Source organism: Jejuibacter sp. L23, assembly GCF_050815825.1.
GTDB lineage: Bacteria > Pseudomonadota > Gammaproteobacteria > Enterobacterales > Enterobacteriaceae > Jejubacter > Jejubacter calystegiae.
Map to the genome: position 1 here is coordinate 4,512,746 of NZ_CP138199.1, position 24,893 is coordinate 4,537,638.

General features: G+C 57.8%; 24 protein-coding genes. 14 read left to right on the top strand and 10 right to left on the bottom strand.

The features are described 5' to 3' along the window. Positions 1-221: 221 nt before the first annotated feature. From SCU88_RS21460 to mgrA, 8 genes are all read left to right on the top strand, one after another. Complete coding sequence (locus SCU88_RS21460; RefSeq protein WP_175340740.1) at positions 222-1,268, top strand: membrane dipeptidase; 1,047 nt, start codon at positions 222-224, stop codon at positions 1,266-1,268. A 209-nt stretch (positions 1,269-1,477) separates the two neighbouring features. Next, entirely contained in the window at positions 1,478-1,555 is a 78-nt protein-coding gene (gene pqqA / locus SCU88_RS21465; RefSeq protein ID WP_138099083.1) for a pyrroloquinoline quinone precursor peptide PqqA, read from the top strand. A 56-nt stretch (positions 1,556-1,611) separates the two neighbouring features. Next, on the top strand, positions 1,612-2,523 hold the full coding sequence (gene pqqB / locus SCU88_RS21470) for a pyrroloquinoline quinone biosynthesis protein PqqB (RefSeq protein WP_175340741.1): 912 nt from the start codon (positions 1,612-1,614) through the stop codon (positions 2,521-2,523). A gap of 28 nt (positions 2,524-2,551) precedes the next feature. Further along, a complete protein-coding gene (gene pqqC, locus SCU88_RS21475; RefSeq protein WP_421804789.1) occupies positions 2,552-3,289 on the top strand; it encodes a pyrroloquinoline-quinone synthase PqqC in 738 nt (245 codons plus the stop codon). After that, the gene (gene pqqD / locus SCU88_RS21480; RefSeq protein ID WP_138093804.1) at positions 3,289-3,567 is read left to right on the top strand and encodes a pyrroloquinoline quinone biosynthesis peptide chaperone PqqD; all 279 of its coding nucleotides are present in this window, start codon (positions 3,289-3,291) and stop codon (positions 3,565-3,567) included. The genes pqqC and pqqD overlap by 1 nt, the downstream gene beginning before the upstream one ends. After that, positions 3,554-4,693 carry a pyrroloquinoline quinone biosynthesis protein PqqE gene (gene pqqE, locus SCU88_RS21485; RefSeq protein WP_175340742.1) on the top strand — a complete coding sequence of 380 codons (1,140 nt, stop codon included), beginning with the start codon at positions 3,554-3,556 and terminating at the stop codon, positions 4,691-4,693. The genes pqqD and pqqE overlap by 14 nt, the downstream gene beginning before the upstream one ends. Next, positions 4,690-7,002: a pyrroloquinoline quinone biosynthesis protein PqqF gene (gene pqqF / locus SCU88_RS21490; protein ID WP_175340743.1), complete on the top strand. Its 2,313-nt coding sequence runs from the start codon at positions 4,690-4,692 to the stop codon at positions 7,000-7,002. The genes pqqE and pqqF overlap by 4 nt, the downstream gene beginning before the upstream one ends. A 63-nt stretch (positions 7,003-7,065) precedes the next feature. Beyond that, a complete protein-coding gene (mgrA, locus tag SCU88_RS21495; protein ID WP_138093808.1) occupies positions 7,066-8,106 on the top strand; it encodes an L-glyceraldehyde 3-phosphate reductase in 1,041 nt (346 codons plus the stop codon). Positions 8,107-8,145: 39 nt separating this feature from the next. Here mgrA and SCU88_RS21500 read toward each other — a convergent pair whose 3' ends face one another. From SCU88_RS21500 to exbB, 4 genes are all read right to left on the bottom strand, one after another. Next, positions 8,146-8,640, bottom strand: coding sequence for a TIGR00645 family protein (locus SCU88_RS21500; protein WP_138093809.1), 495 nt, complete (start codon positions 8,638-8,640; stop codon positions 8,146-8,148). A 75-nt stretch (positions 8,641-8,715) separates the two neighbouring features. Then, positions 8,716-9,426: an L-fucose operon activator gene (gene fucR, locus SCU88_RS21505; RefSeq protein ID WP_175340744.1), complete on the bottom strand. Its 711-nt coding sequence runs from the start codon at positions 9,424-9,426 to the stop codon at positions 8,716-8,718. Between the two features lie 140 nt (positions 9,427-9,566). Then, complete coding sequence (gene exbD / locus SCU88_RS21510; RefSeq protein ID WP_138093811.1) at positions 9,567-9,989, bottom strand: TonB system transport protein ExbD; 423 nt, start codon at positions 9,987-9,989, stop codon at positions 9,567-9,569. Positions 9,990-9,995: 6 nt separating this feature from the next. Next, the gene (exbB, locus tag SCU88_RS21515) at positions 9,996-10,730 is read right to left on the bottom strand and encodes a tol-pal system-associated acyl-CoA thioesterase (RefSeq protein ID WP_138093812.1); all 735 of its coding nucleotides are present in this window, start codon (positions 10,728-10,730) and stop codon (positions 9,996-9,998) included. Positions 10,731-10,961: 231 nt separating this feature from the next. Here exbB and metC point away from each other — a divergent pair, with 231 nt between their 5' ends. Continuing rightward, entirely contained in the window at positions 10,962-12,149 is a 1,188-nt protein-coding gene (gene metC / locus SCU88_RS21520; protein WP_175340745.1) for a cystathionine beta-lyase, read from the top strand. A gap of 138 nt (positions 12,150-12,287) precedes the next feature. Next, positions 12,288-12,947, top strand: coding sequence for a VTT domain-containing protein (locus SCU88_RS21525; protein WP_175340746.1), 660 nt, complete (start codon positions 12,288-12,290; stop codon positions 12,945-12,947). Here SCU88_RS21525 and SCU88_RS21530 read toward each other — a convergent pair. After that, a complete protein-coding gene (locus tag SCU88_RS21530) occupies positions 12,932-13,876 on the bottom strand; it encodes an AraC family transcriptional regulator N-terminal domain-containing protein (RefSeq protein WP_175340747.1) in 945 nt (314 codons plus the stop codon). The genes SCU88_RS21525 and SCU88_RS21530 overlap by 16 nt on opposite strands. 175 nt (positions 13,877-14,051) lie before the next feature. Here SCU88_RS21530 and yqhD point away from each other — a divergent pair, with 175 nt between their 5' ends. After that, positions 14,052-15,215 (top strand): alcohol dehydrogenase, encoded by a 1,164-nt coding sequence (gene yqhD / locus SCU88_RS21535; RefSeq protein WP_175340748.1) that lies wholly within the window; start codon positions 14,052-14,054, stop codon positions 15,213-15,215. Between the two features lie 152 nt (positions 15,216-15,367). Beyond that, complete coding sequence (dkgA, locus tag SCU88_RS21540) at positions 15,368-16,198, top strand: 2,5-didehydrogluconate reductase DkgA (protein ID WP_175340749.1); 831 nt, start codon at positions 15,368-15,370, stop codon at positions 16,196-16,198. A 36-nt stretch (positions 16,199-16,234) separates the two neighbouring features. Here dkgA and SCU88_RS21545 read toward each other — a convergent pair whose 3' ends face one another. From SCU88_RS21545 to parC, 5 genes are all read right to left on the bottom strand, one after another. After that, the gene (locus SCU88_RS21545) at positions 16,235-16,627 is read right to left on the bottom strand and encodes a barstar family protein (RefSeq protein WP_138093825.1); all 393 of its coding nucleotides are present in this window, start codon (positions 16,625-16,627) and stop codon (positions 16,235-16,237) included. Between the two features lie 16 nt (positions 16,628-16,643). Continuing rightward, on the bottom strand, positions 16,644-18,788 hold the full coding sequence (locus tag SCU88_RS21550; RefSeq protein ID WP_175340750.1) for a YgiQ family radical SAM protein: 2,145 nt from the start codon (positions 18,786-18,788) through the stop codon (positions 16,644-16,646). A gap of 113 nt (positions 18,789-18,901) precedes the next feature. Then, on the bottom strand, positions 18,902-20,314 hold the full coding sequence (gene ftsP / locus SCU88_RS21555; RefSeq protein WP_138093829.1) for a cell division protein FtsP: 1,413 nt from the start codon (positions 20,312-20,314) through the stop codon (positions 18,902-18,904). A 41-nt stretch (positions 20,315-20,355) separates the two neighbouring features. Beyond that, a complete protein-coding gene (locus SCU88_RS21560) occupies positions 20,356-21,111 on the bottom strand; it encodes a 1-acylglycerol-3-phosphate O-acyltransferase (RefSeq protein WP_138093831.1) in 756 nt (251 codons plus the stop codon). A gap of 218 nt (positions 21,112-21,329) precedes the next feature. Then, positions 21,330-23,600 carry a DNA topoisomerase IV subunit A gene (gene parC / locus SCU88_RS21565; RefSeq protein WP_175340751.1) on the bottom strand — a complete coding sequence of 757 codons (2,271 nt, stop codon included), beginning with the start codon at positions 23,598-23,600 and terminating at the stop codon, positions 21,330-21,332. A gap of 192 nt (positions 23,601-23,792) precedes the next feature. Between parC and SCU88_RS21570 the strand changes: the two genes are divergently transcribed. Beyond that, positions 23,793-24,374, top strand: coding sequence for an NAD(P)H-dependent oxidoreductase (locus tag SCU88_RS21570; protein ID WP_175340752.1), 582 nt, complete (start codon positions 23,793-23,795; stop codon positions 24,372-24,374). A gap of 120 nt (positions 24,375-24,494) precedes the next feature. After that, positions 24,495-24,809 carry a putative quinol monooxygenase gene (locus SCU88_RS21575; RefSeq protein ID WP_138093837.1) on the top strand — a complete coding sequence of 105 codons (315 nt, stop codon included), beginning with the start codon at positions 24,495-24,497 and terminating at the stop codon, positions 24,807-24,809. Positions 24,810-24,893 lie beyond the last annotated feature (84 nt).

The following is a 24,893-nucleotide window of genomic DNA, read 5'->3' on the forward strand; positions in this document are numbered from 1 at the left end:
CCAATAAATCAAAAAATTATGCTATGGCTGACGCTGGGCGGCACCGGAGCGATACCGTCTGAAACAGTCAAAGCCCGATCAACATATCACTTTTTCGGATATGTTAAAAATTTTTGTTAAAGATTAAAATTTAATAGACATATCGTTAACATTAGTAGAATTAATGTTCTCGCCGGTTATCCGGGCCCACCGTTCCCCTTCTGCTACAGGAGCCTGAAAAGATGAATAACTCTATGAATAAACATGCGTTTCCTGTCTTTGACGGGCATAACGATCTGCTCCTGCAACTGTGGATGCTGTCAGGCTCGCCGATTGAGGATTTCCTTGATGGCACGATGCCGGGACAGCTCGATTATGCGCGTATGCGCCAGGGCGGCTTTGTGGGCGGTCTGTTCGCCGTTTTTGTACCTCCGGCCCACTACGTGGCGCAGATGCTCAATATCTCTCAGGAGCAGGCGGAACAGTTGAGCGCACTGGAGATTACCGAACGCCAGATGGCGCTGCTGCACGAGCTGGTTGGGCGCTCCAGGGGCCGGGCGCGTCTGTGCCTGAACGCAACGGAGATCGAGAACAGTATTCACGACGGCGCAATCGCGATGGTGATGCATATCGAAGGCGCAGCGGCGCTGGATGCGGATCTGAGCCAGCTCGAAGGATGGTATCAATCGGGCCTGCGCAGTATCGGCCCCTTCTGGAATCTGCCGAATGCCTTTGGTGAAGGAATTAACGGCAGCTTTCCCGGCTCGCCGGACAGCGGCCCCGGATTGACGCAGGCCGGTCGGCAACTGATTCACGCCTGTAACCGGCTGGGTATAATGCTGGACGTCTCACATATGAATCAGAAAGCCTTTTTCGATACCGCTGAACTGAGCGATGCGCCGCTGGTCGCCAGCCACTCTAACGCCCATGCCATCTGTCCCCAGCCGCGTAACCTTACCGACGATCAACTGGCCGCCATCGCCGCCAGCGACGGCCTGGTTGGCGTTAATTTCGGCAACGCCTTCCTGCGCGACGACGGCAAGCGGGAATCCGACACCCCCCTGACTCAGGTGGTGCGCCATATTGACTACCTGATTGAAAAACTGGGGGAAGACAGAGTCGGCTTCGGTTCGGATTTCGATGGTACTCAAACCCCGGACGCGCTCCGCGATGTGGCGGCGCTTCCACATCTTATCGATGCCCTGCGCCAGGCGGGCTACCCGGACTCATTACTGGAAAAACTGTGCTGGCGCAACTGGCTACGGGTGCTGAAGCAGAGCTGGGGTTAGTTAATCGTGCGAAACCCGTTAATGGTTTGCATGATTTGTTAATTAAAAATTGTGATCGTGATCTAAAATAGGGCCTCATGACCCGGGTCCAAAACCCGGGATTATCACCCTGACGCTATCCTGATAAGCGGGAGAGTGGCAAGTCAGTCCCTCGTTAACATAACGGATAGCCCTGACTGGGTGGCGATTAATAACCGGAGGTAAATAATATGAAAACATGGTGCACGCCTGATTTTGAAGATATGCGTTTAGGCCTGGAAGTGACGCTGTACATTTCCAACCGCTAAGCACGCCCGGCTTCTCCCGAATCGGGAGGAGCCTTTCCCACCAAAACGGATTTACCATGAAAATTAAAGTCCTGGGTTCCGGCGCCGGGGGCGGTTTTCCTCAGTGGAACTGCAACTGCCGGAACTGTCGGGGCGTTCGCAACGGTACCATCAAAGCCACGCCGCGTACCCAGTCTTCCATCGCGCTGAGCGACGACGGGAAAAACTGGATCCTGTGTAACGCCTCACCCGATATAGCCCAACAGCTGGCCGCGAATCCCGAACTCCACAAGACCGATGTTCTGCGGGGAACCGCGATTGGCGCCATTATTCTGACCGACAGTCAGATAGATCACACCACCGGGCTGCTAAGCCTGCGTGAAGGCTGCCCGCATCAGGTCTGGTGCACCCCCGAAGTCCATGACGACCTTAATGAGGGGTTCCCGCTGTTTCCCATGCTGTCGCACTGGAATGGCGGTCTGGTATATCACCAGATAACACCGGACGAAGCCTTTAACCCCGGAATCTGCCCGACGCTGCGTATTACCGCCCTGCCCATCGTCAGCAATGCGCCGCCCTATTCGAAATATCGCGGCCGTCCGCTGCCCGGACACAACGTGGCGCTGTTTGTGGAAGATACCGCCAGCGGCAGCACGCTGCTCTATGCCCCCGGGCTGGGCGAGCCTGACGAGGCGCTGATGCCCTGGTTCCGGCGCGCTGATTGTCTGCTTGTGGACGGTACCCTGTGGCAGGATGACGAGCTGGCCGCCACCGGCGTCGGCAGCCATACCGGCAAAGAGATGGGACACCTGGCCCTTGGCGAACAGCAGGGTCTGATGGCGCTGCTGGCGGCTCAACCGGCCCGGCGCAAAATCCTTATTCATATTAATAACACTAACCCCATTCTTGATGAGGAGTCCGCTGAACGCCTGGCGCTAACCCGCCACGGTATTGAAGTCAGCCACGACGGCATGCTCATCGAAATTTAGGTAAAACACGACTATGCAAACCGCACCCATGACCCCTGAACAATTCGAGCAGGCGCTGCGTGACAAAGGCGCTTACTACCATATTTATCACCCTTATCACGTGGCGATGCACAACGGCCAGGCGACCCGGGAGCAGATCCAGGGCTGGGTGGCGAACCGCTTCTACTATCAGGTCAATATCCCGTTGAAAGATGCGGCGATCATGGCTAACTGTCCGGATCCCGACACCCGCCGCAAGTGGGTTCAGCGCATTCTGGATCACGATGGCTATCAGGGCGCCGAGGGCGGCATTGAAGCCTGGCTGCGGCTGGGTGAAGCGGTCGGTTTGAAGCGTGAAGAGCTGATTTCCCATCAGCATGTGCTGCCGGGAGTGCGCTTCGCAGTGGACGCTTACGTTAACTTCGCGCGCCGCACCATCTGGCAGGAGGCCGCCTGTAGCTCCCTGACCGAGCTATTCGCACCGCAGATCCACCAGAAGCGGCTGGACACCTGGCCCGGCCACTACCCGTGGATCGAAGCCGAAGGTTACGACTACTTCCGCCGCCGTCTGAATGAGGCCCGTCGCGACGTGGAACACGGTCTTACGCTTGCAAAAACATTCTGTACTACGGTTGAAAGACAGCAAAGAATGTTGGAGATCCTACAGTTCAAACTGGATATCCTGTGGACGATGCTGGATGCCATGACCATGGCCTATGAGCTGCATCGCAAACCCTATCACAGCGTCACCGATAAAGACGCCTGGCATACCACGAGGCTCGTCTGATGAGTACCGAACAGATCCCCGTTTTCCGCCGTGGCTACCGCCTGCAGTGGGAAGAGGCGCAAAATTGCCATGTGATTCTTTACCCGGAAGGTATGGCAAAGCTGAACGGCCCCGCAGCGGAAATTCTGCAGCTGGTGGACGGTAAGCGCTCCATTGCCGGGATAATCGATGAACTTAACCAGCGCTACCCCGATGCAGGAGGCGTGGATAACGACGTTGTCGCCTTCTTCCCGCGCGTGGTGCAACAGAAATGGATTTTATTACGTGAGCCAGAGTGAATTAGCCATTAAACCGCCGCTGTGGCTGCTGGCAGAGCTGACCTACCGCTGCCCGCTGCAGTGCCCTTACTGCTCTAACCCGCTGGATTTCGCGAGCCAGGAAAAAGAGCTGACCACCGATCAGTGGATCCGGGTCTTTGAACAGGCCAGAGAGATGGGTGCGGTACAGCTCGGTTTTTCCGGCGGCGAGCCGCTGACCCGTAAGGATCTGCCCGAGCTGATTCGGGCGGCGCGCGATCTTGGTTTCTACACCAACCTGATCACCTCCGGCATTGGTCTGACGCGCAAAAAGATCGCCGACTTCGCCGATGCCGGGCTGGATCACATTCAGATCAGCTTCCAGGCCAGCGATCCGGATCTCAATGCTGCGCTTTCGGGATCCCAGAAAGCGTTCGAGCGTAAGCTGGAAATGGCGAAAGCGGTGAAAGAGCACGGCTACCCGATGGTGCTCAACTTTGTTCTGCATCGCCACAATATCGATCAGATCGATAAGATCCTCGACCTGAGCCTGACGCTGGAAGCCGACGACGTGGAGCTTGCCACCTGCCAGTTCTACGGCTGGGCGTTCCTGAACCGCGAAGGGCTGCTGCCGACCCGCGATCAGATCGCCCGGGCGGAAGAGGTGGTCGCCCGTTACCGCACCCGTATGGAGCGTGACGGCGTACTGACCGACCTGCTGTTCGTAACCCCGGACTACTATGAAGAGCGCCCTAAAGGCTGCATGGGCGGCTGGGGAGCGGTATTCCTGAGCGTTACGCCGGAAGGCACCGCGCTGCCCTGTCACAGCGCCCGTCAGTTGCCGATCGAATTCCCGTCGGTGCTGGAGCACAGTCTTAAGCATATCTGGTTCGAATCCTTCGGCTTTAACCGCTTTCGCGGCGATAGCTGGATGCCGGAGCCCTGCCGCTCCTGCCCGGAAAAGACCAAAGACTTCGGCGGCTGTCGCTGCCAGGCCTATATGCTGACCGGCGATGCCGCCAACGCCGACCCGGTGTGCAGCAAATCCCCCCATCACGGTAAGATTATCGAAGCCCGCCGCCAGGCGGAGTGCGCATCGCTCGATATCCATCAGCTTCAGTTCCGTAACCGCGCTAATTCACAGCTCATCTACAAGAGCCACGTATGATCGTTCGCCGCCTCGCCAACGGACTGCGGGTCCATGCCATTACGCAGCCGGGGGCGAAGCGGGCGGCGGCGCTGGTTCGCATCGAAACCGGCAGCTGTCACGAACCCGATGCCTGGCCCGGGCTGGCCCATCTGCTGGAACATACGCTGTTTGCCGAAAGCGCCCGCTACCGTGACCAGCAGCGGCTGATGCCCTGGGTTCAGCGCCAGGGTGGGCAGCTCAACGCCACCACTCGCGGTGAACAGACCGCCTTCTTTTTTGAGGTCGGGTTCGGACGACTGGCTGACGGTCTGGAGCGCCTGCACGATATGCTGTCTGCCCCGGCCTTTCCCCTGGCGGCTATCCAGGCGGAAACCGCGGCTATTGATGCCGAATATGGCCTGCTTAAGCGCCACGGTGAAACCCTGCGCGAAGCCGCGACGCTACTGGCCTGTACGGGCTCCCCGGCCCTGCATCGCTTTCATGTCGGTCGCCAGGCCACCTTCGGCGAAGACGCGCAGGCAATCCGGGCCGCCTTGCGCGATTTCCACCAACGCCATTACCACGCTGGCAATATGTCGCTGTGGCTCCAGGGACCGCAAAGCGAAGAAACGCTCATGGCGCTGAGCGCCCCCTGGGCGCAGTTGCCCAATGGCGCAGAACCGTTCCCGATCGCTCTTCCCCTTGCCGTTGAACCACGGCGTATGGCGCTAAAGCTGGCGGAGACGCCACTACTGCGGCTGACCTTCGCCGTTGATAATCATCCCGCTATTGTCGAAGCTGCGGCCCTGCTCCAGGGATTTATTCAGGACGATGCGCCAGGCAGCCTGGCTCAGGCATTGGGCAAACAGGCTCCAGGCGCTCGCCCGGCACTGCGCCAGGTGCTGGAAAATCCACATACCCGGATACTGGCTATTGACCTTCCCTGCGGCGAAGCCGCGCCGGAAAGTATCGCCGCCCTGTTTTTCGACTGGCTGGCGCAGTTACAACGCCAGAGTCCGGAAATCGCCCGCCACTATGCGACGCTGGCCCGGCGCGAATTTAACGCCTGCTCCCCTCTGGAACAGCTACGCTCCCGGGCGTTGATGCTGGGTGAAGCCGCCTGTTCCAAAGCGTGGCGGCCGCTGTTACAGGCAATCACGCCGGACAGCCTGTTGCGCCTGTACAGCACGCCCCAGCTCGACGGACAGACGGTTAACAGCCAGGGATTCAGCCTGGAGATGGGAGAGTATCCCTCCACCAGCGACGTGCCCCCGGTGACAGGCTGGCAATTTATGGATGGCCACTGCCCCGCTCCTTCACCAACGCCGTCGCGGTCAGTCGAACTGGCGCAGCTAACATGGCAGGGAGCACCAATCTTTTTGCTTGGCGCGCGACTGCCTGACGGGCAAGGCCTGGCCCTGCAACTGGTTTGCGCACCGCTGGCGGCGGCCTGCCGCCACTACGGCGGAGACATGGAATTCGACTGCGTCGGCGGCGAATGGCTGTTGACGTTAAGCGGCCCGCCGCTGGTGATGGAATGGGCGCTGGACAGCGTACTGAACGCATTCGGACAGATGACGCCCGAAGCGTGGCGACGAGGCGATACCGCCCTGGATCGTCGTCACCAGCAGTTGATGGGTGAGATTGCCCTACGCGCCCTGATGGCGCAGCTTCCGGCATTGCTGGAGCCCCCGGAAGATAAACCGTGCTGGCAGGCGGCGCTGATGGGCGGCGATGACGCGCTGCGTCGGCAACTGGAGCAGCGGCTTAGCAGGCTGCCGTGGCCACTGACCCGGGATAAAGCGCCCACCCCTGCCACCAGTGGGCACCACTATCTGCCAGCGGCCAGCGATGAAACAGCCATTCTGCTCTTCTGTCCGGCTCCCGATACCCTTCCCGCCAGCGAAAGCGCCGTGCGCCTGCTGGCCGCGCTGCTGGCGCCGGATTACTTCCGGCAACTGCGGGATGAACTGAAGGTCGGCTATGCGGTTAGCTGTCGCTTTCACCAGAGTGTCGGATGCTGCGGGCTGCTGTTTATGGCCCAGTCGGCACACTTTAGCGCTCAGACATTGCTGGATATCACCCGAACCTTCCTTGAGCGAGCGCAGCCGCAACTGGCCGCTCTGACCCCGGAAGATCTGGCTCCCCTGCTGGCAGCATCCGGCAAACCGCCGTCAGAAACGCCGCTGATTCAGGCAGCCATGACCTGGCAGGCCCATCGTCGTCACGGTCAGGCGAGCCATGACGTCCCCACGCCGGACACGCTTTATCGGCTGTACCGACAGATCCTCGCCGAACCGGCGCGCTGGCTGGCGGTGCAAAATCCTCAGAATTCCGGGGTGGTATAACGACAGCGGGCGCTTTAGTATAGGGATTAGAAACACCGTTTCAAAAACAAGAAAGGAGTAACCATGCCTTACCTTGCCAACCCCTCCCGCTACGAACAGATGCAGTACCGCTACTGCGGTCGCAGCGGTCTGCAACTCCCCGCTCTTTCCCTTGGCCTGTGGCACAACTTCGGTGACGTCAGTCCGCTGGATAACCAGCGTGCCCTGCTGCGCAAAGCGTTCGATCTGGGCATCACCCACTTTGACCTTGCCAACAACTACGGGCCGCCGCCGGGCAGTGCCGAAACCAACTTTGGCCGTCTGCTGCGCGAAGATTTCGCCAGCTATCGCGACGAACTGATCATTTCGACCAAAGCGGGCTATGACATGTGGCCCGGCCCCTACGGCAGCGGCGGCTCGCGCAAGTATCTGCTGGCAAGCCTCGATCAGGGCCTGCAGCGTATGGGGCTTGATTACGTGGATATCTTCTATTCGCACCGGGTGGACGAAAACACCCCAATGGAAGAGACCGCTGGCGCCCTTGCTCACGCGGTGAAGAGCGGTAAAGCGCTCTATGTCGGGATCTCCTCCTATTCGCCGGAGCGTAGCGCTGAGATGGCGCGCCTGCTGCGCGAACAGGGCATTCCGCTGCTGATCCATCAGCCCTCTTATAACCTGCTGAATCGCTGGGTGGACAGCAGTGGCCTGCTCGATACCCTGGAGGAAAACGGGATGGGCTGTATCGCCTTTACGCCGCTGGCTCAGGGTCTGCTGACCGGGAAATACCTGAACGGTATTCCGGCCGGATCGCGCATGCAGCACGAAGGTAAAAAAGCCCGCGGTCTGACGGAAAATATGCTTAGTGAACGCAATCTTAACAGCCTGCGTCTCCTTAATGATATGGCCCAGGCTCGCGGTCAGAGCATGGCTCAGATGGCCCTGAGCTGGCTGCTCAAGGATAATCGCGTCACCTCGGTACTGATTGGCGCCAGCCGCACTGAGCAGTTGGAAGAGAACGTGAAGGCGCTGGACAACCTGCGCTTTAGCGAGGAAGAGCTGAAGGCCATCGATGCTCACGTCAGCGACGGAGAACTGAATCTGTGGCAGGCATCTTCAGATAAATGATCCCGGCAGGCCCGGCAAGCCGCCGGGCCTGTTACGCGGTTAATGATCCCCACGGGTAAGTTTGTCCAGATAACCCATGACAAAAGCAGAGAGCACAAAGGTGAGGTGGATAATCACGTACCACATCAGCTTATTATCCGGAACGTTCTTCGCGTCCATAAAGACGCGTAGCAGATGAATTGAGGAGATAGCCACAATCGAGGCCGCCACTTTATTTTTCAGTGATGTGGCATCCATTTTTCCCAGCCAGTTCAACTTCTCTTTGTTGCTGTTAATATCCAGACGAGAGACAAAGTTTTCGTAGCCAGAGAACATCACCATCACCAGTAGCCCCCCCACCAGCGTCATATCCACCAGCGACAGCAGCAGCAGAATCAGATCCGATTCGGCGATGGTAAAAAGGTTGGGAATGACGTGGATGATCTCCTGAAAGAACTTAACCGTCAGAGCGATCAACGCCAGCGACAGACCAAAGTAGACCGGTGCCAGCAGCCAGCGAGTGGCGTACATCGCATTCTCAAAAAAGCGCTCCATAAACGTCCTGCTGAGTAAAAAAGGAGCCGCCAGTATAGCGTAGCCAACGCGGCGTAAAAGCGGGCTTACGGATGTTTACGGTGCACGGTTTTTATCATCGATAAGCGCTGTCACCTCGCTCAGCGAGCCAATACACTCCTCACCGGTACGACCGCGTTTGCTGCCATCCATCAGCAGTAGCGACTGCTCCGCACGGCTTAGCAGCAGTTGTTTAAAACGCGCATTCCAGCCCTGAACGTCCCAGATATCTCCCGCGGCATCCACCCCCTGGCAGGAGAAGATAAACAGATCGATTTCTATGTGGCGCAACAGCGCCAACAGGGCCGGATTCTCATAGCAGGCGCTGTCGCGATCGAGCCAGCCGCCGCTGTGCAACAGTTGGATATGCGATCGCCGTTCCAGCGCCTGGCAAATACGCAAACTGTTAGTGAATACCCTGAGGGGCAGATCGGGGAGCTGGCGCGCCAGATACCAACTGGTCGTGCTGGCATCCAGCGCCAGGGTGATACCTTCGACGATCCAGGGTAGCGCCTGACGGGCGATATCCGCTTTGCGGGCGTGGTGGCTCTTCTGGCGAGCGCGAAACGGATCGGCATAGGATGTCCCTGCCATCAGGCTACGCGCCCGCCCATGGCTGCGCAGAATCTTTCCCTGACGTTGAAGTTCGCGCAGATCGCGGCGCAGCGTCTCCTGGCTTACCGCCAGGGCGCATGCCAGAACATCGGTGGCTACCCAGTTGTGCTGGCCGAGCAACGCCAGTATCCGCTGATGTCTTTCATCCTTCATAGCCCGCTCCCCATGACCTGTAGCGCTATTCTGTGATGACGGGGCGGCGCTGTCAAAGCACGTGCTCTTAAAGTCTGAAGCTCATAAAAAAACCCCGACATTCAGTGCCGGGGTTTACCGTTTTAACGCTAAAAAAACCGCTACTTATGGGAAACTTCCTGTCCCACCAGACCAATCTTGAGATAGCCTGCCTGGCGCAGTGTGTCCATTACATCCATCATGGTTTCATAGTTCACGGTCTTATCGGCGCGGAAGAACACGGTGGTGTCCTTCTTACCTTGCGTCATGGCGTTCAGCGCGTTGACCATATTCTCTTTGGTGACCGCATCATCGCCAAGGAACATGCTGTTGTCCGCCTTCACCGACAGATAAACCGGTTTTTCCGGGCGCGGCGCCGGCTTGCTGCTGGACGCTGGCAGGTTAACTTTCACGTCCACCGTCGCCAGGGGCGCCGCCACCATAAAGATAATCAACAACACCAGCATCACGTCGATAAAGGGCGTGACGTTGATATCGTGCATTTCGCCGTCGTTATCGACGTTTTCATTAAAGTGCATCGCCATAGCGCATCAACCTACACGCAGTTTACGGGCGGATTGTACCGGACGATTTGCCGCGGTGGCCTCCAGGTCAAGGTCACGGCTTTGCAGCAGCAGAACCTGCGCCGCCACGTCACCCAGAGAGGCTTTAAAACCACCGATGACGCGGGCGAAGATGTTGTAGATAACCACCGCCGGAATCGCCGCCACCAGGCCAATGGCCGTAGCCAGCAGCGCTTCCGCGATACCCGGTGCCACGACGGCCAGGTTGGTGGTCTGGGTCTGGGCGATACCGATGAAGCTGTTCATGATTCCCCATACAGTACCGAACAGCCCGACAAACGGAGAGATAGCGCCGATAGTGGCAAGGTAGCCATTGCCGCGCCCCATCAGGCGGCCAACGGAAGCCACGCGACGTTCCAGACGAAAGCCGGTACGCTCTTTAATCCCTTCGTTATCTTCACTGCCCGCGGAGAGTTCGAGTTCATTCTGCGCTTCCTGAAGCAGCAGAGCAGAGAGACTGCCGTTTCCGAAAGAAGCCGATTTTTCATTCGCTTCTTCCAGTGAACGAACCCCATCCAGAGCCTGCTGTTCACGCTTAAGGCGGCTCTTCTGCTTCAGCATGGTCACACCCTTGCTAAAGAAGATGGCCCAGGTGACCACTGACGCCAGAATCAGGCCGATCATCACTATCTTCACAACGATATCGGCATGATGATACATACCCATGACGGAGAGATCCGTCTGCATCAAATTCTCTGTCACACTAACTCTCCAGGACGAAATTTAGAGAAAAACTGTTCGTAATAATACCAAAACGGCTTCGAATTGATAGTCGTTCTCATTAGTATTTACATGCTGACGCACTTTGTCCTCATTTTCCTTGCGTTTACGCAGTAAAAAAAGAGAGGCGTTCACCCTTTCGCCTTCTTGCCCATTGCGCTAAGAGGCCCAGTGGCTTATTTTGGACATCCAGACGTAAAGATGGGGATGACAATGACAAAGCAGCATATCGAAACTACCCTGGTGCATGCCGGTCGGCGTAAACGCTATACCCAGGGCTCGGTCAACAGCGTGATTCAGCGCGCATCGTCGCTGGTTTTCGACAGCGTCGAAGAGAAAAAACGCGCCACCAAAGGCCGGGCCAGCGGCGAACTGTTCTATGGCCGTCGCGGCACCCTGACCCACTTTTCGCTCCAGGAAGCGATGTGCGAGCTGGAAGGGGGCGCAGGCTGCGCGCTGTTTCCCTGCGGCGCAGCGGCGGTAGCCAATACGGTTCTCGCCTTTGTGGAACAGGGCGACCATATTCTGGTGACCAACAGTGCCTATGAGCCCACTCAGGATCTGTGTACCCGAATTCTGGCGAAGCTGGGGGTGACTACCAGTTGGTTTGATCCCATGGTAGGGGAAAACATCGCCGATCTGGTCCAGCCCAACACCCGCATCGTCTTCCTGGAATCCCCTGGCTCTATCACCATGGAAGTGCAGGACATCCCCGCGATTGTACGCGCCGTACGCAGCAAAGCGCCGGACGCTATCATTATGATCGACAATACCTGGTCCGCCGGGGTGCTGTTTAAGGCGCTGGAGTTCGGAATCGATATATCGATTCAGGCCGGGACCAAATATCTGGTGGGCCATTCGGATGCCATGATCGGTACGGCGGTAGCGAACGAGCGCTGTTGGGAGCAACTGCGGGAAAACGCCTATCTGATGGGTCAGATGGTGGATGCCGATACCGCCTACGTTACCAGTCGCGGTCTGCGTACCCTGGCGGTGCGCCTGCGCCAGCATCAGGAGAGCAGCATCACCGTGGCGCAGTGGCTGGCCGAACAGCCCCTGGTGGCGCGGGTGAACCACCCTGCCCTGCCGCAAAGCCCGGGCCATGAGTTCTGGAAACGCGACTTCCTGGGCTGTAGCGGCCTGTTCTCCTTCGTACTGAACAAGCGGCTCGATGATGCCGCCATGGCGCAGTTCCTCGACCACTTCCAGCACTTTTCAATGGCCTACTCCTGGGGCGGTTTTGAATCGCTGATTCTCGCCAATCAGCCGGAAGAACTGGCAGCTATTCGCCCGGGTGGTCAGCCAGACTTCAACGGAACTCTGGTCAGATTACACATCGGTTTAGAAAACGTTGAAGATTTAATTGCGGATTTAGCAGCGGGATTCGCCCGTATCGCGTAAGGTTTCCGGCGGTGGACGCGGTGATGAACACTCTGGGTCAAAGTTTCTGCATTTTATTGCCCCAGGGCCACCGCTCCCGGGGTTTTTCCGGTTACAATAGCCCCCGATACGCAGTTCGCTCTTTCCACAGGAACACCCATGACCGTTATAGAGAATATCGTCGCCGCGCTCTGGCAACATGACTTCACCGCGCTCGCGGATCCCCACGTGGTGGGTTTCGTTTATTTCGTCATGTTTGTCACGCTGTTTCTGGAAAACGGTCTGCTGCCCGCTTCCTTCCTGCCGGGAGATAGCCTGCTGATTCTGGCGGGCGCCCTGATAAGCCAGGGCGTCATGGGCTTTATTCCTACGATTGTGTTGCTGACCATTGCCGCCAGCCTGGGCTGCTGGCTGAGCTATCTTCAGGGGCGCTGGCTGGGGAATACCCGCCTCGTCCAGAGCTGGCTGGAACAATTACCCCTGCACTACCACCAGCGCGCCACCCGAATGTTTGACAGGCACGGGCTGCTGGCGCTGTTGGCGGGTCGTTTTCTGGCTTTCGTCCGTACTCTGTTGCCAACCCTGGCGGGGCTTTCTGGTCTGCCGAACCGCCGTTTCCAGCTTTTTAACTGGCTGAGCGGCCTGCTGTGGGTGGTGTCTGTCACCAGTTTCGGTTATGCGCTGGGTCTGGTGCCCTTCGTACAGCGCCATGAAGAGCAGGTGATGACCTTCCTGATGGTACTACCGGTGGTACTGCTGGTCGCAGGCCTGGTCAGCGCTCTGGCGGTGGTTCTGAAAAAACGCTACGCCCGTTCCTGACGGCCTCTGCCTGCCGTCGCTTCGCCTTCCGGCAGCGGCGGCATGCTGCGCATCTTTTCCACTTCCCGCTGCGGCGTGGCGCCAAAATAGCGCTTAAATTCACGACTGAACTGGGAAGGACTTTCATAGCCCACCTGTATTGCCGCCGCGCTGGCCTTCACGCCATCGTGCAACATCAACATTCGCGCCTTATGCAATCGCCAGCTCTTCAGATACTGAAGCGGCGACGTGCTGGTTACCGCCTTAAAGTTGTGGTGAAACGCCGAGATGCTCATATTGGCCTCTGCCGCCATCTGATCGACGCTCAAACTTTCCATATAGTGGGTTTCTATCCGCCGCAGTACCCGACCAATCAGACTGAAATGGCTCTGACGGCTGGAAAGTTGGATCAGCGCCCCGCCGCTGGGGCCAGTCAGCACGTAGAACAGGATTTCACGGATAATCTGGCGCCCCAGAACCCGGGCCTGCAGAGGATTTTCCAGCACGTCCAGCAGTCGCTCCGCGGCGCAGAGAATATCTTCAGTGAGCGGGGTCGGATTAATACCGCTAACTACCGGCCGTGGCTGGAAAGCCGTGTCTTCGCCAATCTCGATCAACAACTCCTGGAGCTGGGCAATATCCACGTTGATACGCATTCCCGCCAGGGGCTGTTCCGGCGTGGCCTGAGTTTCACATTCAAACGGCAGCGGCACTGTTAGCAGCAGGTAGTCGCTGGCGCTGTACTGAAACACCCTACCATTGAGATAGCCTGTTTTATGTCCGGAAAAGAGAAAAATGATACCGGGCTGATACACGACCGGCGCCCTGGGATGCGGCGCAGTACCGTACATCAGCGAAAGCCCTGGCACGCTATCTTCAGTTATTTTTTCATTTTGTTTCAGTCTATTAATTCTTTCCGTCAGTTGCTGACAGATTGCCATATGCGCCATTGCCATCCCCCCTTTACCGCCGTTCATTCTCGATAGCCATTGTGCATAACTCCAGACACTTTCTCCACAATTATGGAGAAACAGGCAAGACAAAGGCAGGAATGAGCATTGAGGCTCGGGGGCCCGTCGTCGCAGAATAATGCCATACCCTTTTTGAACCAGACGGAGTTCACCCATGAATAATTTTAACCTTCATACCCCGACCCGCATCCTGTTCGGCAAAGGCGCTATTGCCGACCTGCGCGAACAGATTCCGGCCGACGCCCGGGTGCTGATTACCTACGGCGGCGGCAGCGTGAAGAAGAACGGCGTGCTCGATCAGGTGTACGATGCGCTGACAGGGATGGAAGTCCATGAGTTTAGCGGTATTGAACCGAACCCAACCTATGAGACGCTGATGAAAGCCGTGGATCAGGTCCGCCAGCAAAAGATCGACTTCCTGCTGGCGGTGGGCGGTGGTTCGGTGCTGGACGGCACTAAATTTATCGCTGCCGCGGCTCGCTATCCGGAAAATGTCGATCCGTGGCAGATTCTGGAAAACTCTGGCAGTGAGATCCACAGCGCCATTGCGCTGGGTTCCGTTCTGACGCTGCCAGCCACCGGCTCTGAATCCAACCAGGGGGCGGTTATTTCACGGCGCACGACTGGAGATAAGCAGGCCTTTAAGTCACCGCATGTACAACCACGCTTCGCTGTGCTCGATCCGGTCTACACTTATACTCTTCCGCCGCGCCAGGTTGCCAACGGCGTGGTGGATGCCTTCGTTCACACCGTGGAGCAGTATCTGACCTGGCCTGTGAACGCCAAAATCCAGGATCGCTTCGCCGAAGGTATTCTGCAGACTCTGGTCGAAGAAGGCCCACGCGCGCTTGACGAGCCGGAAAACTACGATGTACGCGCCAACCTGATGTGGGGCGCCACCATGGCGCTGAACGGTCTGATCGGCGCCGGGGTTCCCCAGGACTGGGCCACCCATATGCTGGGCCACGAACTGACCGCCATGCACGGGCTGGATCACGCCCAGACTCTGGCTGTCGTATTGCCGTCGCTGCTGAATGAAAAACGCGACAGCAAGCACGCCAAACTGCTGCAGTATGCAGAGCGAGTCTGGAATATCCGCGAAGGTAGCGACGAACAGCGTATTGATGCCGCTATCGCCGCCACCCGCGACTTCTTCGAGCGGATGGGCGTTCCAACCCGGATGCGCGACTACGATCTGGACGGTAGCAGCATCCCGGCACTGCTGGCGAAGCTGGAAGAACACGGTATGACCGGGCTTGGCGAGCATGGCGATATCACCCTGGATGTCAGCCGCCGTATCTATGAGGCGGCCCGTTAAGATACTTTCGTTTTTGGGTATTTGGTCCAGAATTAATAATCAGGCAGGTATGTTTCCCCTCACCCCGGCCCTCTCCCTTCGGGAGAGGGCCGGGGTGAGGGGAAATCCTGCCGCCGGACACCTTCCGGCTCCGATGCTTACAGGAGGAACAGATGGCAAATCCAACCCTAATCAAACTAAAGGACGGGAATCTGATGCCGCAGTTGGGGCTCGGCGTATGGAAAGCGAGCAACGACGAGGTAATCACGGCCATACATAAGGCGCTGGAGGTCGGCTATCGCTCCATCGATACCGCTGCCGCCTATCACAACGAGGAAGGCGTGGGGCAAGCTCTGAAGAGCGCTGACGTAGCGCGTGATGAACTGTTCATCACCACCAAACTGTGGAACGCCGACCAGCAGGATCCCAAACAGGCGCTGGAGACGAGTCTGGAAAAGTTACAGCTCGACTATCTCGATCTGTATCTGATGCACTGGCCGGTTCCGGCAAAAGACCATTACGTCAGCGCCTGGAAAGGCATGATCGACCTGCAAAAACAGGGCCTGGTGAAAAGCATTGGCGTCTGCAACTTTAATATCCCGCATCTGCAGCGGCTGAAAGAAGAGACCGGAATACTGCCGGTCATCAACCAGATTGAGCTGCATCCTCTGTTCCAGCAGCGCGAGCTGAACACCTGGAACGCCACGCACAATATTCAGACCGAATCCTGGAGTCCGCTGGCTCAGGGCGGCGAAGGAGTCTTCGACAAGAAGGTCATTATCGATCTTGCGAAAAAGTACGGTAAGTCGCCGGCACAGATTGTGATTCGCTGGCACCTGGATAACGGGCTGGTGGTGATTCCCAAATCGGTCACGCCGTCGCGCATCGCCGATAACTTCGACGTCTGGGACTTCCGGCTGGATAAAGACGAACTGGGCGATATCGCACAGCTCGATAGCGGCAAGCGACTGGGCCCGGATCCCGATACCTTTAGCGTCCAGTAACCCTCACGGCCCGGCTTCCCGCCGGGCTTTTACCACTCAGGCCGGAACCAGCGTGATGTTGGGATGGTCAGCGATAATTTCCAGGATGATATCGAAGTAAGTCGGACCTTCGCCACGCTCCAGTAAGGCCAGCTCCTGCCTGATACGCGCCTGATGATAACGCTGCGGCTGGGCCAGTTTATCCTGGTAGTAACGACGGGTGGCGTCACGCCCCAGGGCCGCCCTGCTCTGCGCTATATCCCGCCATATCAGCGTTAGCGGTTCATTGCCCTGCAGGACGCCGAAACCGCCGTACAGCAAATCGTTCAGGGCATCCAGGCTCGGCCCAAGCTGCCAGCTCTCATCCGCCATAAACAGGCCGTTAATCTGGTCGTAGAAGCTGCCGATATCGTGAATCCGACTGCCTTCCAGGATCAGTGTCTTACTCATTCGGCCTCCTCACGAATTAGCGGGCGCGCGGTTTCGGCTTGCGATGCTGTTTGTTCATTGGCGTATGGCGGGTCAGCGCCGCCTGACCGCGTGGCGCCTTACGCTGAGCGTTGCGCAGTTCATCTACCGTGGGGGCCGGAACCAGGCAGCCCGGGCGGGCGCCTATCAGATGTTTTTTACCCATCGCTTCCAGCGCGCTGCGAATCAGCGCCCAGTTGGCAGGATCGTGGTAGCGCAGCAGCGCCTTATGCAGACGACGCTGGCGATCGCCGCGCGGCACCACCACCTCTTCGCTCTTATAGCCTACTTTGGTCAGCGGGTTTTTACCGGTGTGATACATCGTGGTGGCATTGGCCAGCGGCGATGGATAGAAGTTCTGCACCTGATCCAGACGGAAGCGGTGTTCCTTCAGCCACAGCGCCAGATTCACCATATCTTCATCCCGGGTGCCGGGGTGGGCCGAAATAAAATAGGGGATCAGATACTGCTCTTTTCCGGCCTCGCGCGAATATTTATCGAACAGGTCACGAAAACGGTGATAGCTGCCCATACCCGGCTTCATCATCTTCGACAGCGGCCCCGATTCGGTATGTTCCGGTGCGATCTTCAGGTAGCCTCCCACATGGTGGGTCACCAGCTCTTTAATATAGCGCGGATCTTCTACCGCCAGATCGTAGCGCACCCCGGAGGCGATCAGGATCTTTTTGACCCCCTTAAGCGCCCGGGCGCGGCGGTACAGATCGATAGTCGGTTGATGATCGGTATCCATGTGCCGACAGATATCCGGATAAACGCAGGAGAGACGGCGGCAGGTCTCCTCGGCCCGTGGCGACTTGCATCCCAGCATATACATATTGGCAGTCGGGCCGCCAAGATCGGAGACAACACCGGTAAAGCCCGGCACGCTATCGCGGATCGCTTCGATCTCATTGATTATCGAATCTTCGGATCGACTCTGAATGATCCGCCCTTCATGCTCGGTGATCGAACAGAACGAACAGCCGCCAAAGCAGCCGCGCATGATATTGATCGAGAAACGGATCATATCGTATGCCGGGATCTTTCTGCGGCCATAGGAAGGATGCGGCACCCGCTGGTACGGCAGGCCGAAGACGCCGTCCATCTCTTCGGTGGAAAGCGGAATCGCAGGCGGGTTAAGCCAGATATAGCGATCGCCATGCTTCTGCATCAGCGCCCTGGCGCAGCCGGGGTTGGTTTCATGGTGCAGAATGCGCGAGGCATGCGCGTACAACACCTTATCGTTTTGTACCTTCTCGTAAGAGGGCAGCAGCACGTATGTGCGATCCCAGGGTTTGGGGCGCGGCGGCTGTATCGTGACCGGCTGAGCTTCATCCGGCTGAACCGGCACTGCGCCATCGGCACAGGGCAGATCCTCGCCGTAAGGATGCGCAATGGGATCGATACGCCCCGGCGTATCAAGGCGTGTGGAATCAACGCCGGTCCAGCCCGGCAGCGCTGCCTTACAGATAAAGGCGGTATTACGCACATCGGTGATATCGGTAATGGATTCCCCCGCCGCCAGGCGGTGTGCCACTTCAACCAGCGGGCGTTCACCGTTGCCGAACACCAGCATATCCGCCTTGGCGTCAATCAGCACCGATCGCCGAACTTTATCCGACCAGTAATCATAGTGGGCGATGCGCCGCAGGCTGGCCTCGATACCGCCCAACAGGACAGGTACATCGCTCCAGGCCTCTTTACAGCGCTGGGTGTAGACCAGCGTGGCGCGATCGGGCCGCTTGCCCCCTTCGTTACCCGGGGTGTAGGCGTCGTCTTTTCGCAGTTTACGGTCCGCGGTGTAGCGGTTGATCATCGAATCCATATTGCCGGCGGTCACGCCAAAAAACAGATTCGGTTTACCAAGCCGCATAAAATCCTGCTTACTCTGCCAGTCCGGCTGAGCGATGATACCCACCCGGAAGCCCTGAGATTCCAGCATTCGCCCGACAATCGCCATCCCGAAGCTCGGGTGATCGACGTAGGCATCCCCGGTCACGATGATAATGTCGCAACTGTCCCAACCCAGTTTATCCATCTCGGCCCGGGACATTGGCATAAAGGGCGCGGGCGTATGGTCATCCCGGTAGCGAGGCCAGGAGAAAAGCGTGCGTTCAGGCTGGATCAGGGTGGTACGGGACATGGGGATTCCGGGCAACAAAAAGGGCGGAAATTATACGCCGTATTCCGGCAAAACCAGAAGGGATATTGTCAGGGATTGCGGCCTCCCCCGGAATCGGGGAAGGCCATAGCGCATCAGGGGGCCGGGTTTGCCAGGATCTGGCCAATGGAGCCGCGATCCGCCAACTCCAGGGTCTGGCTGGAATAGAGGAACGGGAAATGCGGCCAGGAGGGCTGCTCGAAGTAAACCAGCAGCTCGACCTGGCCATCCACCCACACGGTATCTTTCCAGCCGCGATCCTCGCCAAACGGCAGCGCGCCATTAACATCCTGAATCAGGAAGCGCGCTCCTTCCACATGGAAGGACTGGGGAGAATCGGCGCGTACCGTCCAGCGCTCCCAACTGCCTTGCTGGGTAGTGATATCAATACGCTTCATATCCCACAGCTGGCCATTAATGCCCGGATCGCTGCCCAGCGCGATATCGCGGCTACGCACCGCTGCGCCGTTGAGAATCTCATCCGGCAGCAGGCGCATCGGCAGGTTATCGGTCACCAGAGGCAGCAGCCCGGTGGGGCGCAGCGTCAGTACCAGGCTGGAGACCAGAATCGACGAGGGCTCGAAGAAGCCGCGAATGCGATCCATAATGCCGGCCGCCTCGCCGCAGGTCAGGGAGACCTCATCGCCATCGGTCATATCCACCAGCACCTCGCGCCGTTCACCAGGCGCGAGCGACAGCTGACGCACCGACACCGGCGCCGGTAAAAAGCCCTGATCGCCAGCAATGACGTGCAGCGGACGGCCATCGCTCAGTTGCAGCTGATAGCGTCGGGCGTTAGAGGCATTCAACAGGCGCAGACGTACCCAGCCGCGGGAAACTTCGACATAAGGGCCCTGTACGCCATTCACCAGCAGGCGATCGCCCACAAAGCCGCCGCTGCCGGGTTCGCTGTATTCCGGCGCGCCAAAGTTATCCAGTCGCTTGTCCTGAATGATGACCGGGAAGTCGTCCACCCCATAATGATTAGGGATGGGTAAAGACTTGCTGACTTCGTCCTCCACCAGCCACATGCCCGCCAGACCGTTATACACATGGCGCGCCGAGCGATTCGGCGTGTTGGCGTGATACCAGAGGGTCGCCGCCTGCTGGCGAACCGGCAACACCGGCGCCCAGTCGGCATTAGGGCCCATCATACGCGGCGCGCCCCCCATCAGGGGACCAGGCACCAGCAGACCACTGACCGTCATCGCCACATTTTCCTGTAGACGATTGCTGTAGATAAGTTTGACGTCGTCGCCGTTCCAGACCCGAACGGTCGGCCCCATATAGCGGCCATTAAAGCCCCATACGGATACCTTGCTTCCGCCGGTGAAGGACCAGTGGGTACGCTGTAGCGTTAAGAAAAGCGGTTGTCCGCGGCGGGATTCCAGCAGCGGCGGAACCGGCAACACAGGCTGTTTCCCTTCCGCTTGTGCCCTCAGTGGCACCGCACCCGCACAAAGTGCTATTCCGGATGCCTGAATAAACTGACGCCGACTGAGTGACATATTTGCTCCCTGTAAAACCCGGCAAAATCGTCCGGTAAAAGTTAATTCGTCTGTTTCTTTTCCACAGTCCCGGCGCGCTCCCGCTCCGCAACCTCTTTATTCAGTTCGTCGATCTTCGCCTGCATCAGCGCACGGCAGTGATCGGAAAGTTCACGCACCTGATCTTTGCCATACTGGCTGACATCCACCGGCGGCAGCATTTCGACGATCACCAGACCGTTATTCCAGCGATTCAGCTTAACCTTATCATTGGTATTGGAAACGCAGACCGGAATAACGGGCACCCCCGCAGCAATAGCGGCGTGGAAAGCGCCGGTCTTAAAGGGCAACAGGCCGCGCCCGCGGCTACGGGTGCCTTCCGGAAACATCCAGATAGAGATTTTACGTTTATGGATCTGGCGCACCATTTCAGCGATGGTGCCATGGGCCCTGGCCCGGTTATTACGATCAATCAACAAGTTACCCGTCAGCCAGTAAATCGGGCCGAAGAAGGGGATCCAGACCAGGCTCTTTTTCCCAACCGTGACCGTCGGCGGCTGCACAATATAGGCGGCCGTGACCATATCGTAGTTATTCTGGTGGTTGGCAATATAGACCGCATTACCGTAGTTTTCCGCGCCTTCGGGTTTACGGGTTTCCACTTTCAGGCCAAAAACGCAGGAAAGCCGGGCGAACAGGTGGCCAAAAGTCGCCACGTGGCGCGGGTTACGCGGGCTGAACAGGCACCAGATCGAACCGAATATGCATACCAGGATGCTGTAAACGACAACGATAATAAAGCGAAAAATAAATAACATAACAACCTCTGAAACCGCAGCCACTGACAAGTCATACCGACAAATGCCGACTGACGTATGATGAATGGCGCGTTAGAACCAGGTTCTTAGAGTGGGAATCCCAGGGCCACTATTGTTATGCGCATTGCGCCAACAAACAATGGCCCTGTCAGGAAAAATAGTAAGCGAGATTTGCGCGGGGAAACAAGACCTTCCCCGCACAACCAGGCGCACGCGAACTACTTCTCGCCGCTGGTATCCTGCCTACCCGCAGGCGCATCCACCTCGATGCGGTCGATGCGTTGCAGACCACGCATCAGCGTACCGCGGCGCCCCCGCTCGGCGCGCACCTTCTGCAGCTCTTCCGGGCGCAGTTTCAGCTTACGTTTGCCGACATGAATGGTCACCCCGCTCTGCGGCGGCAGAATCAAAAGGTGTGCCAGACGATCTGCCCCTTTCGCCGCGTCAGCGGCAGGAATGGAGATGATTTTGTTCCCCTTGCCGCGAGACAGTTCGGGCAGATCGCCGACCGGGAACATCAGCATACGGCCCGCGGCGGTGATCGCCAGCAGCATATCATCCTGACGGGCCACCTCCAGTGGCGACATCACGCGCGCGTTTTCCGGCAGCGTAATCAAGGCCTTACCAGCCCGGTTACGCGCGACCAGATCGCCGAAGGTACAGATAAAGCCGTAGCCAGCATCCGATGACATCAGCAGCTTCTGGTCGTCTCCGGCCATCAGCACCTGTTCCACGAACGCCCCAGGCGGCAACGTCACCTTACCGGTCAGCGGCTCGCCCTGACTACGCGCCGACGGCAGCGTGATGGGATCGATAGCATAGCTGCGTCCGGCAGAGTCCAGGAACACCGCCGGTTGGTTGCTCTTGCCCTGAGCCGATGCCAGATATTCATCACCGGCCTTATAGTTCAGCCCCGTGGGGTCGATATCATGCCCTTTGGCGCTACGCACCCAGCCCATCTTCGACAGCACCACGGTAATCGGCTCGGAAGGCAGCATATCGTGTTCGCTCATGGCCTTCGCTTCTTCGCGTTCATGGAGCGGCGAACGACGATCGTCACCGAAGGCCTCGGCATCGGCCTGAATCTCTTTCTTCAGCAGGGTGTTCATCCGACGCTCGGAGCCCAGAATCGCCTGCAACTGGTCGCGCTCTTTTTCCAGTTCGCTCTGCTCGCCACGGATCTTCACCTCTTCGAGCTTCGCCAGGTGGCGCAGTTTCAGTTCCAGAATCGCTTCGGCCTGAGTTTCGCTGAGTTCAAAGCGTGACATCAGCACCGGCTTCGGTTCGTCTTCACTGCGGATGATGTGAATCACCTCATCGATATTGAGGAAGGCAACCAGCAAACCTTCCAGAATATGCAGACGATTCAGCACTTTCTCCAGACGATAGTTCAGGCGGCGACGCACGGTATCGCGACGGTAGACCAGCCACTCGCTCAGAATCTCCAGCAGATTCTTCACCGCAGGACGGTTATCGAGCCCGATCATATTGAGGTTAACGCGGTAACTTTTTTCCAGATCGGTAGTAGCGAACAGGTGGTTCATGACCTGCTCCATGTCCACGCGATTGGATCGCGGCACAATCACCAGACGAGTCGGGTTTTCGTGGTCTGATTCATCGCGCAGATCGTCCACCATCGGCAGCTTTTTGGCACGCATCTGGCTGGCAATCTGCTCCAGTACCCGGGCGCCGGAAACCTGGTGCGGCAGCGCGTTAATGACTACCGCGCCGTCTTCTTTGCTCCACACCGCGCGCATACGCACCGAGCCACGGCCGGTCTGGTAGATTTTGCGGATGTCGGCACGCGAGGTGATGATTTCTGCCTCGGTAGGATAGTCCGGCCCCTGGATGATATCCAGTAGCTGATCGAGCGTGGTTTTCGGCTGCTCGATAAGCGTAATGGCCGCCTGCGCTACCTCTTTCAGGTTGTGGGGCGGGATATCGGTCGCCATCCCCACCGCAATACCGGTGGTGCCGTTCAGCAGAATATTGGGCAGACGCGCTGGTAGCATCTTCGGTTCGCGCATCGTGCCGTCGAAGTTGGGCACGAAATCCACCGTCCCCTGTCCCAGCTCGCCCAGTAGCACTTCCGCGTACTTAGAGAGTCGCGATTCGGTATAACGCATCGCCGCAAAGGATTTGGGATCGTCCGGCGCCCCCCAGTTCCCCTGGCCGTCCACCAGCGGGTAGCGGTAGGAGAAAGGCTGCGCCATCAGCACCATGGCTTCATAGCAGGCGCTATCGCCGTGGGGATGATATTTACCCAGCACGTCACCCACGGTGCGCGCCGACTTTTTGAATTTCGCGCTGGCGCTCAACCCCAGTTCCGACATGGCATAGACGATACGGCGCTGTACCGGCTTAAGGCCATCGCCGATGAACGGCAGCGCACGGTCCATGATGACGTACATGGAGTAGTTCAGATAGGCGTTTTCCGTGAATTCATGCAGGGCAAGACGCTCTGCGCCATCATGAGTCAGATCGCTCATTAATAATCCTCAGACTGGCTTTCCATGAGTGAAGCGGGACAATGGCGGTGATAATACAGTATCTCGCGCTCAGGGTCACAAGGAAGCCAGATTGTTGCTTAAAACGCAAAAGTCTTTGCCGATTTTGGCTGTTTTTCCGTGATTCATATCACTATATGATCGTTTTCAAACATGACAGTTCAGGAACAAATTATGAGCAACATTCTTATTATCAACGGGGCCAAAAAATTTGCCCATTCCAACGGCCAGCTTAACGATACCCTGACCGAGGTGGCAGACGGTTTCCTGCGCGATGCCGGTCACGACGTGAAAGTCAGCCGCGCCGATGCAGATTACGACATTAAAGCCGAAGTGGAGAAATTCCAGTGGGCTGACGTCATCATCTGGCAGATGCCTGGCTGGTGGATGGGCGCGCCCTGGACGGTGAAAAAATATATGGATGATGTCTTTACCGAAGGACACAGCACCCTGTACGCCAGCGATGGCCGCACTCGCTCCGATGCCTCGAAGAAATACGGTTCCGGCGGCCTGATGCAGGGCACCCGTTATATGCTCTCGCTGACCTGGAACGCCCCGATGGAAGCCTTTACCGACGAAGAGCAGTTCTTCCACGGCGTTGGAGTGGATGGCGTTTACCTACCGTTCCACAAGGCTAATCAGTTCCTCGGCATGGAAAGCCTGCCGACCTTTATCGCCAATGACGTCATCAAAATGCCCGATGTTCCGCGTTATATCGCAGAATACCGCAAGCATCTGAGCGAAATTTTTGCTTAACTGTATCCCGGTATTCATTCCAACGTTGCAGTTGCCAGGCCGCCATAGCGCGGCCTGACGTGTGATGAATTCAGGATAAGAGCCTGTTTTGCAACACAGGCGTTAAGGAGTTAATCAAACATGCTAACTATCATTGCCGACATCCGTACCCGCCCCGGCCAGCACCATCGCCAGGCGGTACTGGACGCCTTCAGGGAAATCATTCCGACCGTGCTGAAAGAGGACGGTTGTCACGGCTATGCGCCGCTGGTGGATACTCATGCCCAGGTCGATTTCCAGACCTGCGCGCCGGATTCCATCACCATGGTGGAAAAGTGGGAAAGCGTCGCTCATCTACAGGCCCACCTGCAGACTCCACACATGAAGGCCTGGTCTGAAAAGGTGAAAGAGGACGTGCTGGAAACCCGTATTCGCATCCTCGAAGAGGGCGTATAAGCCCTACTGCAAACCAAAAGCGATGCCTGGCATCGCTTTTTCTCTTCCCGGTTTAGTCCGAAAGTTCCCCCTTCGCTCTTCGCT